Here is an 18,990-nt window from a genome sequence, read left to right on the forward strand (position 1 = left end):
TCATGTTCTCATACGAAGATCGCATTCAAGCGGTTCGACTTTATTTGAAGCTGGGCAAGCGCATCGGAGCCACCATTCGGCAGTTGGGCTATCCGACCAAGAACTCTCTCAAGGCCTGGCATCGCGAATACGAGCAGTGCCATGATCTACGGGCGGGCTATGTCCGTTCGAGGCCGAGGTATTCGGATGAGCAGCAGAAGGCGGCCGTCGATCATTATCTGAGCCATGGCCGCTGTGCTGCCGCAACTTTGAGGGCGTTGGGTTATCCGAGTCGCGAGACGCTTGCAGCCTGGATCGAAGACCTGTGTCCAGATATCAGAAAACGTGTCGTTGGCCGAGCCGTTGGTAGCGTTCCAAAGTCACAAAAGGTGAAGCAGGCCGCGGTGATCGAGCTGTGCACCAGAGAGCAAAGCGCACGCGTGGTTGCCGAGAAAGCCGGTGTGAGTCGGCCAACGCTGTATAACTGGAAGAATCAGCTACTCGGTCGAGAAGTTCCAGCGTCTATGAAACGAAAAAAGAAACCAGCATCCGACCATGAGCGTGCGCAGTTGGAAGAACAGGTCGAATCGCTTCAACGCGACATCCGACGGTTGCAGCTTGAGCACGATATCCTGAGGAAGGCGAACGAACTGATAAAAAAAGGGATGGGCATCAACCCGCAACTCCTGAGCAACCGGGAGAAGGCGAAGTTGGTTGATGCCCTGAAACAGACCTATGCGTTGCCAGAATTGCTAGCCGCTTTGGGTCTCGCCCGTAGCTCTTACTTCTATCACCGTGCACGGCTGTTGGTCGCTGACAGGCATGCTGACGCGCGTCGCATCATCGCGGACATCTTCGAAGTCAACCACCGTTGCTACGGTTATCGTCGAATTCGCGCAGCATTGATCAGGCAGCGGGTCTTCATCTCGGAGAAGGTAGTGCGTCGTTTGATGCGAGAGGAAGGTCTGGCCGCCGCCGCGATCAGGCGACGTCGCTACGGCTCCTATCGTGGAGAAATTAGTCCCGCGCCGGAGAACATTATCAATCGTGACTTCTACGCCGCTGCTCCTAACCAGAAATGGCTCACGGACCTTACCGAATTCCAGATCCCGGCCGGCAAAGTGTATCTGTCACCGGTTATCGACTGCTTCGACGGTCTCGTTGTGAGCTGGTCAATCGGTACGCGGCCGGACGCCGAACTCGTCAACACCATGCTGGATTCGGCAATCGAATCGGTGGCTGGCAGCAAGGAGCGGCCCGTAGTTCACTCGGATCGTGGTGCGCACTATCGCTGGCCAGGATGGCTCTCGCGTATGCAGTCTGCCAGACTGACTCGCTCGATGTCGCGCAAAGGATGTTCGCCGGACAATGCCGCGTGCGAAGGGTTCTTCGGGCGCCTCAAGACGGAGTTATTCTATCCTCGTGACTGGCGAACCACGACCATCGATCAATTCATCGAGACCGTTGACTCGTACATCCGCTGGTATAACGCAAAACGGATCAAGCTCTCGCTCGGTTTCCTCAGCCCCGTCGAATACCGGAAAAGTCTTGGAATCGCGGCATAATTCAGTCCAAGAAAATAGCCGCACCCCCAGTAATTCAGAAAGAACAGCCACGTGCCACGCTCCGGCGCCGCGGACGAAAATATTCCCGGCCCCGCGCCGTCCACGGAGTCGACGTCGAAGCCGCTGCCGTCTTCGAGTGTCGGATTGGCGAAGAACGCGTGCAGGCCGCCTGGCGTAATCACGTGCAAATCGACCTGAGCGTGAGGATCGTCCCACGTGACGATTGCTCGCAGCTTCGCCTGCGGCTTGCTGCGGTCCGCTTCATAGAACTGCATGCGCTGATGCTGCCTGCCGTCGGCGGAAATGAGTTCGATGCTATTCGAGCCCGCACCGAACGCCCACGGCCGCGCGAATGCGCCTTCATCGTCGGTATAGAGCGGCGTCGGATTGCCGTTGACCACGAGTGTCGGCGGCTTGCGTGCATGCTTGTCGATACGCTTCAGACGTCCCTCGATCAATGTGCGGTAACGCTGCGCGCCACGATCGACCGGCGATCGCGGATACGCCGCGACGAATTGCTCGCCCTCATTCGTCAGCCCGCTATGACGCCAGCCGCCGAACGAGCAGGTCAGATCGGCGACACCACCATCTGTACCGGCAGCCCGGGCCTGTGTCGCTATGCCTGCGCCGAACGCGCCGCATGCAGCGACAGCAACGAGCAATACGGCGCGCGGCCGAACCCGACGCAGCAACGAAAGCCGGCTCAACGAAAATAAAAACGTGACGTGGTTCATTGGATCGGATTGTCGGTACGAATCAGTATACGGGCGGTGCGCTCGACAAAATTTTCATCGAGCCCACGCGGATGATGCTGAAACGCAAGGTGAACATATTCATGCGCCAACGCAATGCGATCTTCTTCGGTTTGCAAGCGATACACATAGACGCGATTGCGCTGCGCATCCGCATACGGACGCCCTTCGCGAACCGCGCATACGGCCGGCAGATCGGGCGTCTCGTATCCGGCAGCACCATCCATGCGCCGCGCCCAGGAAGGCGCATTGCGCTCCAGCCACTCACGAGCGCCGGCCACCGCGACGCAATCGCCGGACAAGGGGCTTTGAAACGAAGTCAGCGTTGCTCGCGGCCATGTGCGGGCAAGGATCGCATCGAACGTCAGGCCAGTTTGCGCGGATGCCTTCGCGGCAAGCCAGCTCATTTGCTCTGCTGCGGCCTTGTCGTGGTGATACTGGACAGGCACGCCGGTCAGCACGAGCGCGTCGGTCATATCGGCGGCACGGCGCGCCGCCGCGGTCGGCGCGCGCGGCAGAACGCGCTGCGTGTTGCTGCTGTCGTCGATACGCAAACACCCGTGATCGTGTACACCGTGCTGCACGGCATAAGTGCGCGCCGCCACGGCGAGTGCCTTGGCCGCTTCCGGCTGCACCGTATCGCCTTCGCGCTCCACTACGCGCGCCACATAGTCGTTCATGCCAAAGCGGCCGATCACTTGCGGCGCTCCCGCAGCGCTACGGTCGAGCCGCAACTCGCCGCGGCTCGTCAGTCGCGTCCAGTTGCCGTTCATAAAACCAACGCGAAACTCTCCGTTCAGCGGCCCGTCAGGCACCGTCGCGGGTCCTTTCTGGCCGAGCACTTCGCGAATCGGATAGCGGCTAAAGAAATCGACGACGACGCATGCGCCGTCATCGGGCACGGTGACTCGCGTGAGAAGCGGCGCAATACGCGGCGCAGCCAACGCGAGCACGCGTGCGCTGCCGCCGGGGCCGCCGAGCCAAACCGGCGTGCCATCTGCGAGCCAGCCCGCGGCGCCGCCCACCGATGCGCCCGGCCTCGCCGCATCGGGCATCGTCCAGGTTTTGGCGCGCAGCAGGCTGCCATAAAGCGACACGGTTCCTTCGCCTCGCCCGCTCGTCAGCACGGAGACGAGCGTGCTGGCCGCCGCTTCGCGCGGGCGTGCGGGCATCGCCTGTAATGCGGCAAGCAGTTGCACAACAGGCACACGATGCGTCGGCGTCATCGCGTGAAGGTCGCGCAGCCAGGCGGGCGCGTGTGCCGCTGTCCAATACTTGCGCCAGTCAACGGGATCGAGTTGCAGACGCCCAGGTTCGAAAAAGAGCCCGCACGATTGCACGAGCGCATGTTCGCGATCGACGTGACCGCCCGTCATGCAGCAATACACTTCTTCGAGATCGCCGCCGCTGCATGTGTAGTCTGGCGTTGCGATATTTCGATCCACCAGATAGCCGTAGACAAACAGCTTCCACACGCTGCCGAGCGGCGTTTCCAGCGTGGCAGGCAACGGCAGCGCGGATTGCGGAGACAGGCCGCTAACGGCGCCGTCGACGTCGGCTTGCCAAAGCTGGCTTTGCCCGTCGCGCAGCCACGCGAAGCGCAATGTCTGTCTCGACGCCGCCTGCGATGAAGCCGGCCCGGCAGCATACGCGCGATCGAGTGTGACGCCGCAGCTCATACACACCCCCGCCACCGCGCCCACGGCGAACGCGATCCGCAGCATCATGGCTGCAAGACGATCGCGTACAGGCCGGAAAAGCGCGCGGGACATGGTCTGTGTCGCTTACTGGATGCGCAACGTAGTCACGCGATCGCTCTTGCCGCCTTCGAACGCCTTCGCGTCCGGTTGATACATGCGGAAATAGCGCGCGGGCGGCAATGCGAATGTGCCCGGCAGCGCGAAGCGCACCAGTTGCCGCAACACCACTGGCCGATCGAGCAAGGGCACCGGCTGGTGATACGAGAGCTCACCCATTTCATACGATGCAGCGCGCGCGAACGGTTGCAGGCCGCTCTCGCCCTCCTTCTCGCCAGGCAAGCCCTCGATCGACACGCCCCAACTCGTTGCTTCGACGCTCGCGCCCGGCGGCAGCGGCACATCGAGCAGGCCGTAGTGATAGGCGTTGCCCGAGCGCGGCGTAAGCGCGACTTCGTCCACGTACAGCGCATTGCTGTCGATCGCATCGCCCGATTTCACGAGACGCGCTGTGAACGCAGAGCGTCCCACACTGCTGTCGCCCGCGCCCTGCTTTTTCGGATCGGCTTTCGTCTCGACCGGTTCGAGCTTGTAGAAGCGGCGAGCGACGCTGATGTTCAAACGGCTGTCTTCGCTCGTATGACTGCGGAATGAGACGATTGCGCTGACGTCCGTGCGTGCGGCGCCTGCGTCGAGCGTGGACGGCACGCCTGCAGCGGTCCATTTCCACAGTGGCGTGCCGGTCGGCGTCGCGGCGCGCGTCCAGCCCGCGCCTTGCAGCGACGGCAACGACGTAGCCGCCACATCGCCGCCGAGCGCCTTGCGCAACCAAAGCAGCGTCAGTGCCCGGTCGAGCGTCGGGTAATCGGCGCTGCTCTTTGCAAGCAATGCGGATGCATCGACGCTCGCCCCTTCGCCGGACATGGCAAGCAGGCTTTGAACGAGCGGCGCCGCATCATTGCTCAACGAGACACGCGCGGCGCTCGATGCAGCATCGAAACCGTCCGGCGTTTGCGCGCCTGTCCCTCGTGCCATGCTCGCGATCAACAGCATCGCCATCTGCTTGCCGCGCGGCGAATCGGCCTGAGCGAAGACGATGCTGTCCGGCGCGCCATACGTAGCATTGGCGGCATTGCGAGCCTGTGCGGCGGCGGTGGCCGCCGCGTCGCCCATCAAGTCGGCGGCCACGCCCGCCACAGGCGTCGCGATCGGCAAGCCCATTTGCTGCATGAACCACAGCGCCAGCGCGCGATGAAGCAGTGGCTCTTTTGCGCCGGCGTCGCGATAGACGTCCATCGCGTGCTGCCAGTTCGCGGCTGGCAGGCTGATGCCGAGGCTGCGGCTCGCGAGCCAGTCCGCGTAATACGCGTACGCCGTAATCAGCGCGCTGCCACCGGTCGTATCGCCCCACCAGCCGAACGTGCCGCCGACGCCCGCGAGCATCGCCAGACGCTGCCGCTGATTGCGCAACAGCGCTTCGATTCCCTGCGTCGAACTCGCGTTGTCGCCGCGGCCGATTGCGTCGTGCGCAAGCGCGAGCGGGATCAAACGGCTCGAGGTCTGTTCGGCGCAGCCATACGGGTAGTTGATCAGATCGTCGGCTACGCGCATGAACTGGCTCGCCGCGCTGCCGACGAAACGCACGCTCACTTCCTGTGCGTCTTGCGGCAGATTGAGCGGCTTGCCCGAGCCGTCCAGCGCGACAGTGTTCTGATGAAGATCGAGCCAACCGCTCGCGTCGAGATGAATCGTGGTCTGCAAGCGGTCCACATCCTTGTCGCCCTTGCGCAAGGTCGCGTTGACCACGCCGGTCTTCAACGCGCCGCTCGGCAGACGCAGATAATTCGCGCCGCGCTTAAGCGTGACCTTCTGATTCAGCGACAGGCCGCCGCCTTCTACTAGCCACTGCGCGTCCATGTCCGCATCGGTCTGGTTGAAGGCGATCATGTCGATAGCCGGCTGATCGTTGACGCGGAAATGCGACGGGCCGCTCCACTTCAGATACAGCGCCTTGTCGGAGCGCACGTATGCGGTTCGCTGGCCGACCATGCCATCGGGCGCTGCCGCGCGCACGGTAATACGCCACCGCGCGAGCGAGTCGGGCATCCTGAACGTCATGGTGGCATGACCACTGGCGTCGGTTCTCAGACTGCCTTCCCAGGCGGCCGTATCCTGATCGTCGCGGCGTGGGCGTTCGAGCACTTTCACGCCGCGCTCGTTGTAATTCGCGCGTTGCGGCCCGCCCGGCGCACCCTTGAGCGGGGAACGCGCAAGGTCGTAAGTGATGAATGAGAGGCTCGACGACGTCCGCACGTTGTTACGGCGCGGATGATAGAAAAAGTCGACGATGTTCGGCGCAATCTCCGGCTGCAGCACATAGACCATTTCATCCACCACGCTCACCGTCAGATTCGCCGCTTCCGGTTTGCCGTTCAACGTGCTGTCGAAATTCAAGGTGACTGTGTCGCCCGGACCGTACACAGGCTTGTCGCTCCTCACGTTCAGTTCGATTTGCGGCTGTGCCACCACGATGCCCGCGTTCTGGAATGCGTATTCGCCTGCATGCACGTACAGCACCGAGAAGGTCATGTTGGGCGCGAAGTCTTCGCCGACCTTGATGCGCGCCTTCCATTGCGATGGCGTCACGCGTTGCAGTTGCAACCAGTCGCCGCCCGCGCTCAGCAGCGCGCGTCGTTCGACGTTGTTGCGTTCGAGCGTCAGCAACGCATCGTCGACGGGCAGCGGGAACGTGATCAGTGCTTCCGCCGTATTGCCGATCTTGTACCGGTCGCGATCGAACACAATCTCGACGCTGCCCGGAACCGCCTTCAGACCGTCGCCCGCGACCCAATGGCTGACGGCGGCGAGCAGGTTGCCCGCGTCGTCTTTGACCGACAACATGTACGAACCCGGTTGCTCGAATGGCACCGCAAACGACAGCTTGCCGCCAGCGCCGTTCGGCGCGCTTTTCAACGCGCCTTCGCCGTGCGTCTGCGATTCGAGGCGCGTCCATTCCCATTTCGACGGCGCACGCGCGGCCGGATCGACTGCGGCCAGCGCTTGCAAGTCGAAGCTCACCGATTCCTTCGGCTGCGAAAACGATTTCGACGTGGTCAGCCGGTACGGCGTCGCGCCGCGCGCGATCAGCACTTCGCGCGTCACTCGCACCTTGTATGCGGCGCCGTCCTGCGCGAACAGCGTCAGCGCATAACGGCTCGGCTCGGTCGCGGCGGGCAGCGTCAGGCTCGCGTTGCCGTCGCTATCCGTCTTGAGTTCCTGCTGTTCGAGCTTGACCGGGAAGAGCCCCGCATAGCGCAGTTCACCGTCGACAATCGTCACTTTCTGCGCGCGCAGCGTGACCGAAATCTTGCTGTCGCGCACCGGCTTGCCGTCCGGATAGCGCAGCTGGATTCTGCCCTTCAGCGGCTCGCCGGTCGCGTAGTCGGCTTTGTCCATTGAAAGATTGACGTCGAAGTGCGGCTTCACATATTCGGCAACGCGAAACGCGCTCCCATACGCATCGCCGTTGTAGTCGAAGCGCAGCGTATAGCCGCCGGCGCTTGCGTCGGCGGGCAGCGTGAACGAGGTGTCCGCGCCGGTATCCGAAGCGAAATGCGTCTTCGCCGTTGCGACCGGCGAGCCGTTCGGATCGAGCACTTCGAGCTTGATGTCGGCCTCGGCGGGCGCCGACGATTGAGTCGCGTTCTGAAACGTGCGGCCGATAAACTTCACATGGACCGGATCGCCCGGCCGGTACATCGGCCGATCCGTCACGGCGTAGATTTTCGTGTTGTAAATCTCGCTGTCGTAATAGAAATTTTCCGAGACGAACACGCCGCCCTGCGGATCGACGCCGAGCACATAGCTGCGCTCAGGACTCACGTGTTGCAGCACGAGCGCGCCGTCGTTGCCCGTAGTGCCGCTTTGCAACACGCCTACGCCGTCGGTCCAGTTCACTTCGGTGTTGACGACCGGCTTGCCGCTATCGCGCCGCGTGGTCCACACCAGCATTCCACTCGATGCCGCTTTCACGACCGCCACCGTGTCCGACACGAACAACAAGGTATGCGCGCGAAAGTTGCCGATCACCGCCTCGACGATATAGAGCCCCGGCGGCAGCTTGCCGACCGGGATCATCACGTTGCCGGAGCTTGCCTCGATGAAGTTACTGCTGCTGCCCGCGAGGTTCACGCCCTTCGGCGGCTCGATCACTTTCGCATCCCAGATCGGATAGCGAAATCGCGCGACTATGTCGTAGCCCTTCAGCGGGGCGAACTGCGAGTTCTGCTCGAATTGCGTCTGCTTGCCGGTCTGTTCGCCGAGCTTGAACTGCGGCGCGGCCTCCGTTGCCTTGCTGCGGGTGGCGAACGAGAGCACGCGTTGCCATGCACGGCGCGCCTCGGTGAACCAGCGGTCCCACAGATAAGCAAGCGTGTTCGCGAGGCCCTCGCCCTGATAATTCGGCGCGACATTCAGCCGATGCAGATTCTTCTGTGCCTTCAGAAACTCGAGCGGCTTGGGCACCCGATACACGACGATGTCCGCGCCGCCGTATGCCTGCAACCCGTCCTTGAAATCGCGGCCGGGTGCCTCCAGCCGGACCTGCGCGAGCTGATTGCTGCCGAAGCTCGCGTCCGAGAGCAGAAAGAACGGTTGACCGTCCACTTTCTGCGAGCTGAAGTTGCTCGACGGCGCCGGATTGAGCGTCGGATTCGCGGCGATGCTGGCATCCGCTGATGAGGCCGACGCCTCGTCGCCTGCGTGCGCGGTACCGCTTGCTGTGACCAGCGTGATGGCCACGAACAGCGTGGCCACGGTGAAGGCCGCGCGACCGCGCGCATGGTTCAACCATTTGCAAGTGGCGATGACAGAGCTCATTCGGGTCATGGTGTCAAAAAGTCCAAACGAAACACGCCGACAAAATTCGGATTGCCGTCGAGCGGCTGCCAGCGGGAATCTTTCCATTGCATCAGGTCGAAAACGGCGACCGCGCGCAGACCGGTATCGGCCGGCGTAACGGTGCCTGTGTGATAAGCGATGTAACGATCGAGCCAGACCATCAGATGCTGGTCGTCGCCCTGGTCGAAGAACAGCAGGTCGCCGGGCAGCGCCTGGTTGACGTCTTTCGAAACGAAGCGGCTATTGCGTTGAATCAGCGCGATGGCCGACGCGTATGCGCCAGTGGAGCCGTCGAGTTGCGTCCAGCGATTCGCGATCATGCGCTGCGCCGCGGACAACTGCAGTTCGGGCGGCAGGCTGCTCGTGTCGGCAAGGCCGGTCATGCCGTTGGCGTGCAGCCATTTGCTGTCGTGTGCTCGCAGCGTCTCGCCGACGGCAAAACGCACGAGCCCCGCGCAATCGCGTTGCGTCCAGCGTGGCGTTGGGCCGCGGCGCATCTGCTGGTCGACGATGCGCGTGAACCACGCGCGAAACACGGCAGATTGCTGCGCGGTTAGCGCGTCGGACTCGGGACCTGCTGCGCCTGGGCTCAGCGCGTGGGCATAGGGCGCGACGCTGGCTGCTGCACATATCGTGGCCATGCGTAACAGCCATGCGCGACGTGAGGCCGCGACAAAGCTTGAAGTAGCGGCGGCTGCGCACACGGGATGCGCGACATGCTCCGCGCGGAGTTGGGACGCTGCGCGCCCACTGTCCGCCGAGAGCGCGCGCCGAGGCGCCTGGCGAGGCGCGCGCACCGCGCCGGCTAAGCGAAGGCGACGCATTAATCGCCCTCTGTGCCGGGCTGGTCTGCGGACGCTTGCGGCGAGTCGTTATCCGAACCCGCATCGCCTTTCGCGCGATCGAACGACCACTCCACCGGCACCCAGCCGGTCGAGCCCGGCAAGGTGTGCGGCAGCGTCAACGAAACGGCTGGATAGTGTGCGAGCGCGCGCAGCTTTGGTGTGAGATGCGCGCGCGAGGCGTTGCGGAACACGGCCTCCTGATCGGCGGGCAAGGCGGCGCCTGCCTCGCGCTCGATCAGTGCCGCAGCGGACGAAGGCGTCAGCGTCAGAATGGTGCGCGGCAAACGCGCGGGAGCAAGCGTGTCTGCAAGCGCGGGGTAACGCTTGTCGAGCACTGCCAGCGTGTCGTCGACGAGACGTGCGTCGGGCGAGAAGATCAGATAGCCGTGCGCGAGCGCGAGCGTCACCGGGAAATAGCGCTCTGCCGATAGCTGCGACGCGAACGACGCCTTGCTGCTCGACGCCGTTCCCGAACGCGCGCTGACTGGCCGCTGCCAGACGGTGACGTCGGCGCCCTGTTCGCGCCTCGTGACCGGCAAACGGCGATAGGCAGTGTCGTCGCCGTCCGTCTTCGCGGCCTTCACTTCATATGCGCCGATCACGTCGCCGAACGTTTTGTCGAGGGCGGTCTTTAGCGTAGCGATCGAGGCCGCGTCCTGTGCCTTATCCTGCGTTTTGACTCGAGCGATGAAAACCGGCGCAACCAGCGTGGATTTCGCATACCAGCACACCGCTGCGGGCCCCGTCAGACGAAAGCCGATTGCCCCGGCGGCGTCCGACCCATCGGCCACCTTGCCAAGCAATGCCGACGCCTCCTTACAGTCCGCGGGCAGGCTCGTGCACGCCGCGGCGTTTGCCGGCAATGCGCGCCACAAGGCCGCGCTGTTCCACTGCTGCGGCAGCTTGCCCGGCTCGATCAAGGCCGAAGTCCGCCAGCTCGCCGCCGCGCTGCCATTCGGCGAGAAGTCGAAACGCAGTGCTTCGATGCCCGAAAAGAACGCCTGATAACCGAACGACAGGTAGTTCGCCGACACGACGAGACGATGCCCCTTGGGCGCCTCTCCCGGTGCATCCAGTTGATATGCGCGTGCGGCGTCGTCATGACCGGACGACAGCATGTCGGACACAGCATCGGCGCGGTCGCCCAGAAGGCCACCCTTGTCGTCGAGCAGAACGCCAGGCGCGGACAGCACCACGAGGCGATCGTCTTTCGTCGCGAACAGCAGCGTTCGGCCAACTGCCAGCTTCAGCGCATAGACCGGCACATCGCCCGAGAGTTTGGCGACCTGACTGAGTTGCGCGTCGCTTGCGGCAACGTTGCCCAAGCCCTGCAACAGCTTGGCAAGACCGTTGCGGCGCATCGACATGATCCAATAGCCGAGGCGGCCATCCGGCGAACGCCACAGCAACACGTGCGCGGGTTCGTCGAACACGCGGTGGATCAGTTCGTCGCGCCAGTCAAGTTGATGTTCGAACGCGAGACGCCGCAAAGCACCTTCGGCGGAAAGCCGCGTATTGGGCGATTCGTAATAGTCGACGAAGTCTTGCGTGAGCACGTCGTGAAGCAGCGGCACGCGCAGCATGTCGCGCGGCAAACGCGCCAGCGCTTCGCTGTCGATCACCGCGTCGGGATGATGAATATCCAGAACGACTTCGCCCGCATTGGTCGCCTTGCGATGCGCGAACGGACGCCACACGGCCTGAATGACGATGCCGGCCACGATCAGAAGCGCGGCCACGAGGATTGCAATCTTTTTACGCGACATCTTCATCTGAGTTTTTCTGGTTCGATGCGACGATATTAACGTTGATGCCGGCCGGATTAAGCCGCCGTGAGCGATCGCTGAAGGCAGCGATGATAACCGATATTTTTAACAGCAAACCACCCCACATTGCATTTAACAATCCGCGATGTTTCACGCGCTCGGTGACGAAGAGTTCCCACTTGATTAATGCGTCGGAAAAGGCTAGAGATTTTTCCGCAGTCACTGCGATTAAAAGGTCGTTCGTTCAGGCGCTATACCGCTGAGCGCCTGTGTGTGCGGGCTGCCGTTTAACTACATGCCACTTGCAAGCCAATTGCGAGCGGCGCCCCGATCACCTCATGCAGGTTAGCAACAATGCATTATGCGCATAAACGACCGTGATCCTGCGAAGTCACCAGTTAATGCGGGACTTGCTCCTACACATTCAGAGAAATATCACTTTGATTCCCACGCTGAAACCTTCAGATGACCGGGCTTTTCATCGCGTGCGGGTTGAGGTTTCAGCTATATATAATGGTTGACACCTTGGGTTCGCGAAATTACTCAATGCCCGCTGTCGCTCGCATCGTCAAATAGCCTTCATGATCTTTTGCCCATAAGTCGATGGTTTTTCCATCCGCCGAGGGCGCGCCGCACACTTTGAAAGCGTGGTCCGCAAACGTCGGACGAAGCGCCTTGAAGGCAAAGCTCTGCAGCGTTGCGTCGGGTCGCTCGCGGCGCACGAGATCGAGCAGCAGCGTGGCAATCAACGGGCCGTGGACGACGAGGCCAGGATAAGCCTCGACTTGCGTCGCATATGGATAGTCGTAGTGAATGCGATGGCTGTTGAAGGTCAGCGCCGAATAGCGAAACAGCATGACGGGGTTGGCGTCGATAGTGCGGCTCCAACTCTCGCCCTGCGGCGCGAGTTGCGGCTGCTGAGGCCGCGCGTCTGCTAGCGGTGCGTCGCGGTAGACGATGTCGTGCTCTTCTTCGAGCTTCAGTTCTCCGCCGGCTTCAATCGAGTGCTGCACCGTGACGAAAACGAGGCGCCCCGAGCGGCCTGTCTTGTCTTCAATATTCGCAATCGTCGACGTACGCGTGGCGCGCTCACCCACCTTCAGCGGCGCATGAAAAGTAACGCGCCCGCCGGCCCACATGCGGCGAGGCAGCGGCACCGGCGGCAGAAAATCGCCGCGCTTCGGATGACCGTCGGGGCCGGCTTTGGACATCGGCGCGATCGGCAAGAAGTAGAGCCAGTGCCAAAGCGGCGGAACGGTGTCGCCGCTTTGCTCGCGATTCAACGTCGCGGCGAGAGCCGCCAGCGGAAACGCGGTAATGTGATCTTCGGCGACTTGCTCGGTGCCGAGCCAATCATCGAGTTTCTTGTGGGAATCGGACATGGGCAAAGCCTCCCGTGGAGCGACGAATTGACAGTACCTACTATGAACGCCGCGACGCGCTTCGCAAAGCTTATCGTTGCGCTTGGTGGCTTTACGTTGCTTGGACCTGATCGTTCTGCGGGACGCATCGCCGCTTATTCGCACGTCTTCGAACCGGGGAATTGCAGCGCAAGAGTCGGAGTGCGCGGCCTGAAAGACGCGCTTACACTCAATCATCGTTCGAAAATCGCTGAGGGAGACTCTCATGAATACGGTGGCGAAAGATGCCCGCACGCAATCGCCGGAACAGGATCGCAAAACTGAATTGAAGCCGTCGCAGGACCGCACTTATGCGAGTTCGCTGACGGCGCGCGTCGAGGCGACTGATTGGTTCAACGTCGAAGAAGAGCTGAACGGCTATGGCTGCGCGATGCTAGGCGGGCTGTTAAGCGGGCGCGAATGCGATGCCCTTACTGCGCTATATCCGCGAGAGGACTTGTACCGCAGCCGCGTGGTGATGGCGCGGCATGGCTTCGGCCGTGGTGAGTACAAGTATTTCGCTTATCCGTTGCCGCCGTTGATCGGACAGTTGCGCCGCGAGTTGTATCCGCATCTCGTGCCGGTGGCGAATCGCTGGAACGAGGTGATGGGCATCGACATCCGCTATCCGGCAGGACACTGCGAATTTATCGAGCGCTGCCACGCTGCAGGCCAGACGCGCCCGACACCGCTGATGCTCCAGTACGTGACCGACGACTACAACTGTCTGCATCAGGATCTTTACGGCGAGCACGTGTTTCCGCTACAGGTCGCAATTTTGTTGTCGGAACCCGGCGAGGATTTCACCGGCGGCGAATTCGTCATGACCGAGCAGCGTCCGCGGATGCAATCACGCACGGAAGTCGTGCCGCTGCGCAAGGGAGACGCCGTGGTGTTCGCGGTTCATCAACGGCCGGTGCAAGGCACGCGTGGTGCATATCGCGTGAATTTGCGGCACGGGGTGAGCCGGTTGAGGTCGGGACAACGGCATACGCTGGGAGTTATTTTTCATGATGCGATGGCGCCGTCCTCCGAAGGCGTCGCCAACACGTAGGTGTGAACATGCTCGCGCTCGGCCTTAATGACAGAGCCGACTCTTCGAACCGGCCACCGCAAGGCGTTGTTCGAAAGACTCACAGATGCTCAATTCCCAGCACTGTCGCTGTCTCATCGCGCACGCTGTCGCGAAGCGTTGCATCGTCGATGAGTGAGACGCCGTAGGACAGAACGATCTCCTTCATCCACGCATGCAGCGGAAACATGTCTTGATGTTTGCCATCCAGAAGCTCGTCGCATGTCTTCACGATCAGACCGCACGTCACGTCGTCGAGCCGTCCACTCGCCTGGTTGGCAATGGCGGACGACCGCTTCAGGATGGCGTATGCGCCTATCATTTCTCGCGGAATGAGATCATGCCCAATGCTGAAATGTTGCAGCGACCGTTGAGTCTGCGCACCCCACAGCCGATCTGCGGGCACTTGAACTTCACCCATGCTGTCGCTTTCCGTTCTAAACGCCGTCATCTCGCTGCCTCTCGTAGAAAACCGGCTCAAAACAGCAGCGGATACGCCGCATGCTTACCCTTCGAACTCCAGATGATCTAATGCGCCCTGGCGATTCAGGCTTCGCCCGGAAATCATGCAGAACACCGTTCAACGGAACCGCAACTGGAAGCCATTCTATGCGGACCCCTTATAAATTAAACTAGGAAACCCTGAATAGTTCTTAAGGCGAGTTTGTTTCCATCGTGGTCACGGTTATCTGCTTCGGATGGCGCGCATGAACGGCTGTGCGGACGACCGCGAGCACACATATCACCGTTCGAACGGAGTCCGTGCGGTGATGCTTGCCTGTATGTGAGGTCGGTCGGAGCAGGCGGACTCAAGCCGTGTCGGCTTTCTGTATCGATGAAGACACTGCCGAACAGGTGCGTGCTCCGAAGGCCGACCAACGGAGTTGGCCGAATAAAGCAGCCTGCCGGTTGCGATAAACCGACGACAGGTATCTATAGATGTGCCGTGAGACGAGTTGAGCGCTTGTCCGTCGCGGCCGCCGGGCCGGACTGTTACCCCGCGTCGCTGTCTTTCTTTGCCGTCACGCTGCTCAACGACTACGCGTTGTAGTTGTTCTTCTCATTCTTCTCATAGTCGCCCTCAGCGTTATAGATGCTGATCGACCCAAAGCCGTCCACAGGCACGTCGGATTGAGCGTGAGCGAAATTGTTGACTGTTTCCGGAGTTGAGCGTTGAGCGTAAGCCGACGGGACCATGCAGAAGAAAAGAAGCGCTGCGATAGCGCTTGTTTTCATAACGGTCCCCGATTGACTCGCAGGACGGAGTTATCCCCAGTTTTTGTTCGCAAGTCCGTGGATAAGTCTCTCCCCACAGCGCTGAACCCCACGCCATAAGGCTTCCCGAGCCATGTGAGGGGAAACTGAGCATTCCCCACACGCCGCCAAACATCATTCCCCCACGTTTCCCCACACGCTGCGGTGCGGGGAAACTGCCTTTCCCCTCAATGGAAAAGGGCTGACATATTGGACATGTGGTTTGTAAAACATTCAAGCTAACGGCGATTCAGGTGCCGTTTCTACAAGTCACTTGTTGAAGCAGAAAGCTGACGGGTTGGTTGTGCACGCTGCGGCGCGCACACGATGGGGAACGCCAGCAACATTCCCCACGACGCGCGCGATGATAGGGCTCCTTCGCAATCCACAGGCGCAACAGCCTGATAGTGACCGGGTTCGTCACAATCACGTACCGTCGTTCTTTCGTCGTGTATCCACGCCGCAGGAAACGGCGTGGATACACCCGCTACACGATGCTGGATACAAGGCTGCAACCGCACGTTGCGTGATGGCCCTGACGCGCGACGGGCACGCCGTGATCCGTTATCCTGTCGTCGCCCTCAACAATGACGTTGGGCACCACCTCGGGGTGAAGCGGACAGGTCACTTGGTCGCCCTTGCGGGCCACGCGCACGCCGCCATAGCGCATGACTTCGGAGGCGGTGATGACTTCGCCGCCGTGGTCGGTGGTGTCACCGAGCCGGATTAAGTTGATCATGGCCTTTTTCTTCAGTCGTCGCGCTAGGAGAATTCATTAATTGAACACTTCGGAGGACACGCAATATATATGGCAGAAAATCACCCGATGGCTCTTTTAGGAAACGTGACTGACCATCGCCGCATACAGCTATCTCTGCGCGAAATAAACAAAAAGCGTAAAAACGCACACGCTGACTTTCGTCGCCATTAATCTGATCAGTAGTTCGAAGAAAACCGGTTGCGCTCGTCGTCTGCAACTGATATATGCGCGAAACCGGGGCGGCAAGCCGTTGCTCGCTCCGGTCTTCATAGTAAGGAGCCCACCGTTTCCCCCGCACGTTCCACCTCGCTCCGTATGACTTGGCTACATCATCGGGTGGTTGTCCTGTATGGCACTCAAAATTGATCCCGAAATTACCAACACTGCTTCGTACAGGTGGTTTGTCGGTCCAATAGGAAGCGTTAGCAGGCATACCGCTTTTTAGGTGACCTCCATACACATCAAGCAGACTGATAGCACAACCCCCTCCCATGTCTACTGAAAGGACGGAGGATTTGCCGTTGGTAGACAGTGGGGTAGCAGCTAGGAGCGCGTTGCAGCTGCAGATAAAGGTACACGTCAATAATGTGTTTCTGAGCATACAGTTCATCATCAGTCTCTTCTCGGTTGGCGGCCTTCAGGGAACGAAAGCAGCGTGCCGTGTGCGTCTTGGAACCATGGTTCACCTATTACGGCGAGCGTTTGTGCAAAACCAATACAGCGGGCAACGTATCCATTAAAAGCGACATTCGAATGACCAACCGCAGCGGGATAATTAACAATTGCAGAAGCGTCGCGAAAGTTCTCGCTGTGGTAATAAATCTTACTAATCGGCGCGCCGCCACTGGCTGGGTTGTGCGGGTTGGGAGGGCGCGTTGCCAAAACTTCACGACGTTCAAGGTTAATAGTTCGGTCAGCGAACTTGGCCATTCCCATCTTTGACCAATAGAAGCCAGCACTATCCGATGGACAAGTAAGGGAGTCCGGATTTTGTGGCTGCGCCTCTCCTCCGACACTTGAGCGCCATCCGACCATTAACGGCGTAACGCCACTGGTGTTATCGGAAATGTAATTTGCCGCATGCGGGCGGTCAGCGCTTGCATGTTGGTATGCATTGTGCAATTGCATGCGAGTTTGCTGGGAAATCTGGACACCATATCCTATGAAGTCCCAATACTCGACATAATTGTCCGGGCCAGTCAATTGAAGAAAACCGCGTCCGTCCCAAGGGTAATACCATTCTGTGTGGTTATTTTCGTGGATCTTGGTAAGCCATTGCGTTTCCTGCAACGAATTTCCGAAGAACGCCGACAATCGTTGAGGCGTATTGATCAGATATTTCCGTAGTGAAAAATTGAGTGATTTAAGATGATGCTGCAAGAACGTGGTTGTTACCGCCAATACGTTTTCGTAATACATCGCGTGATGCGGGCCTTCACGCAAGACCTCTCTGGGAAGAATCTGCTTGAATTCGCTTACACTCAGCCACGCGCACGTCCTAAAATGCCGTACAAACGCCGTCGGCGGGAAATGACACACCTCATTGGCATGCGGAAATTCAGGATCGCTGATGTCCTCCCAGAACGCCAGATCGCGCGCGTGATCCATCAATGTGTTGAAGTCCGTTTCCGACAGTGGATTGGTCAGCGCCTGGTGCGGACTCTTCAGCCAGTTATGTCGCGCCTCCAGTCCGCTCCGGCTCCATTCCGAAGGAAATTTGCAGACAGCGTGAGCAAGGCGCTGGCGGACCGCATCGACACCCAGAGCCCCCACAGCATCGGCGTGGCTGACATGGCCGGAATGATTGACGTCCAGCCACCGCTTCACTGTCGGCGAATCGCACAGGCTGTCGGGCGTGGGGTCATCGTTAATGAAGCTCCAGCCCGCCCATTCCGGGAAATCGGCATCGCTATAGATCCTCACGCCTGTTTTCGAAAGATTGATCCAGCCGTCACCGTCCGGTGTCTTTACTTTCCGCCAGTGATTGAAGCGCGCGCCGCCAGGAAGCTGGTCATTGATGCAGCGTCCGAAACGGATCATCTCGAAGATGGCACTCGGAGACGCCACGGCCATGCCTGGAGCAATTGCCGCCAGCGAATTGTCTGTAAAACGTCCGTGAAGGGCGTTAGCCCGCTGATACAGGTTGTACTCTGCGTCTCTTTCTGCAGGCATTGCACCGCACGCGGACCAGCTCAGATCCGCGTTCTGCCGGTAGGTCGTCAGCGTGCAGTCCCTCTCGTAATGCATGCGCACGACAAGATCGCAACTGGTTCCCGCTGGCACGAGAGATGGCTGTGGGTGCAACGTCGCGACAGGCGGCGCACTGTCGTCATCACGGAAGGGATGCGGCTCACTGGCAAACAGCTTCGCACCACGAGGAATGAAGAACCAGTTGTCACCATAGACCGCATCGGTACGTGCCGGGGTGTGGCCCAGCGGTCCGGGCGCGCGCCCGAGGAACTTCCTCAGGTTCGCCTCGTTGCAGACGATTTCAAAATGAATCTGCGGAAACTGCCCGTAAACCTGGCCCGGTGTGCCCAGGATATCCTTGCGATAAACCTTCCTGCCCACGGACAACGACGACAGCACGGCCTGGAGGTGCATGTACACCGAGTAGTAGGTGACCTTCGCGTTGTCTCCTTCGCCAATTTCCGTATCGTGCCGGATGACGACACAGCCGTCGTCCGTGCGCACGTTGCGGTACTGAAGGGTCGGCTTGTGGGTCGTGTCCGTCGGGCGCACGTACACGATCGTGCCATCCGCGATGGCGCGCACGGAAGTGGCCTGATTGCCGTCCAGCGGGGCTTTCAGATGCGCACCGCCATGCCAGCCAAGATTGAAGCTGACCGGATAGGCGCCGTTGCCCGGCGCACATTCGAGCATGTTGGCGGCACACACATCACCGCCGGGTACAACCGTGTTGCCAGCGTCGGCCGTGGCCATCGTGTCGTTCTGCTGTGGCTGCGCTGCTGAGAGGAATGGTGGGCTGATAATCATGTGG

At 60.6% G+C, this 18,990-nt stretch carries 13 protein-coding genes; 2 read left to right on the forward strand and 11 right to left on the reverse strand.

All coding sequences use genetic code 11. From position 1 onward, the window contains the following. Positions 1 to 2 precede the first annotated feature (2 nt). Complete coding sequence (locus RW095_RS12635; RefSeq protein WP_317016251.1) at positions 3 to 1,544, forward strand: IS3 family transposase; 1,542 nt, start codon at positions 3 to 5, stop codon at positions 1,542 to 1,544. Here the strand turns inward: RW095_RS12635 and RW095_RS12640 are convergent. From RW095_RS12640 to RW095_RS12670, 7 genes are all read right to left on the reverse strand, one after another. Next, positions 1,427 to 2,278: a YfaP family protein gene (locus RW095_RS12640; RefSeq protein ID WP_317019340.1), complete on the reverse strand. Its 852-nt coding sequence runs from the start codon at positions 2,276 to 2,278 to the stop codon at positions 1,427 to 1,429. The genes RW095_RS12635 and RW095_RS12640 overlap by 118 nt on opposite strands. Beyond that, entirely contained in the window at positions 2,275 to 4,068 is a 1,794-nt protein-coding gene (locus RW095_RS12645) for a DUF2300 domain-containing protein (protein WP_317019341.1), read from the reverse strand. Before RW095_RS12645 ends, RW095_RS12640 begins: the two co-directional genes overlap by 4 nt. A gap of 12 nt (positions 4,069 to 4,080) precedes the next feature. Then, positions 4,081 to 8,880: an alpha-2-macroglobulin family protein gene (locus tag RW095_RS12650; RefSeq protein ID WP_317019342.1), complete on the reverse strand. Its 4,800-nt coding sequence runs from the start codon at positions 8,878 to 8,880 to the stop codon at positions 4,081 to 4,083. Beyond that, complete coding sequence (locus RW095_RS12655; protein WP_317019343.1) at positions 8,877 to 9,533, reverse strand: DUF1175 domain-containing protein; 657 nt, start codon at positions 9,531 to 9,533, stop codon at positions 8,877 to 8,879. Before RW095_RS12655 ends, RW095_RS12650 begins: the two co-directional genes overlap by 4 nt. 182 nt (positions 9,534 to 9,715) lie before the next feature. Beyond that, positions 9,716 to 11,509 (reverse strand): DUF2138 domain-containing protein, encoded by a 1,794-nt coding sequence (locus RW095_RS12660; RefSeq protein WP_317019344.1) that lies wholly within the window; start codon positions 11,507 to 11,509, stop codon positions 9,716 to 9,718. Then, positions 11,493 to 11,726, reverse strand: a complete 234-nt coding sequence (locus RW095_RS12665; protein ID WP_317019345.1) for a hypothetical protein — start codon at positions 11,724 to 11,726, stop codon at positions 11,493 to 11,495. Before RW095_RS12665 ends, RW095_RS12660 begins: the two co-directional genes overlap by 17 nt. A 316-nt stretch (positions 11,727 to 12,042) precedes the next feature. Further along, the gene (locus tag RW095_RS12670) at positions 12,043 to 12,885 is read right to left on the reverse strand and encodes an FAS1-like dehydratase domain-containing protein (RefSeq protein ID WP_317019346.1); all 843 of its coding nucleotides are present in this window, start codon (positions 12,883 to 12,885) and stop codon (positions 12,043 to 12,045) included. Positions 12,886 to 13,129: 244 nt separating this feature from the next. Between RW095_RS12670 and RW095_RS12675 the strand changes: the two genes are divergently transcribed. After that, positions 13,130 to 13,957, forward strand: a complete 828-nt coding sequence (locus tag RW095_RS12675) for a 2OG-Fe(II) oxygenase (RefSeq protein WP_317019347.1) — start codon at positions 13,130 to 13,132, stop codon at positions 13,955 to 13,957. A gap of 79 nt (positions 13,958 to 14,036) precedes the next feature. Here the strand turns inward: RW095_RS12675 and RW095_RS12680 are convergent, their stop codons facing one another. From RW095_RS12680 to RW095_RS12695, 4 genes are all read right to left on the reverse strand, one after another. Next, the gene (locus tag RW095_RS12680; protein ID WP_317019348.1) at positions 14,037 to 14,396 is read right to left on the reverse strand and encodes a lyase family protein; all 360 of its coding nucleotides are present in this window, start codon (positions 14,394 to 14,396) and stop codon (positions 14,037 to 14,039) included. 617 nt (positions 14,397 to 15,013) lie between these two features. Continuing rightward, positions 15,014 to 15,211 carry a hypothetical protein gene (locus RW095_RS12685; protein ID WP_317019349.1) on the reverse strand — a complete coding sequence of 66 codons (198 nt, stop codon included), beginning with the start codon at positions 15,209 to 15,211 and terminating at the stop codon, positions 15,014 to 15,016. 505 nt (positions 15,212 to 15,716) lie between these two features. Next, positions 15,717 to 15,968, reverse strand: a complete 252-nt coding sequence (locus RW095_RS12690) for a PAAR domain-containing protein (protein WP_317019350.1) — start codon at positions 15,966 to 15,968, stop codon at positions 15,717 to 15,719. Between the two features lie 633 nt (positions 15,969 to 16,601). Then, positions 16,602 to 18,986 carry a M23 family metallopeptidase gene (locus RW095_RS12695; protein WP_317019351.1) on the reverse strand — a complete coding sequence of 795 codons (2,385 nt, stop codon included), beginning with the start codon at positions 18,984 to 18,986 and terminating at the stop codon, positions 16,602 to 16,604. Positions 18,987 to 18,990: the final 4 nt, after the last annotated feature.

It is taken from the genome of Paraburkholderia kirstenboschensis (assembly GCF_032806925.1).
GTDB classification, from domain to species: Bacteria; Pseudomonadota; Gammaproteobacteria; order Burkholderiales; family Burkholderiaceae; genus Paraburkholderia; species Paraburkholderia kirstenboschensis.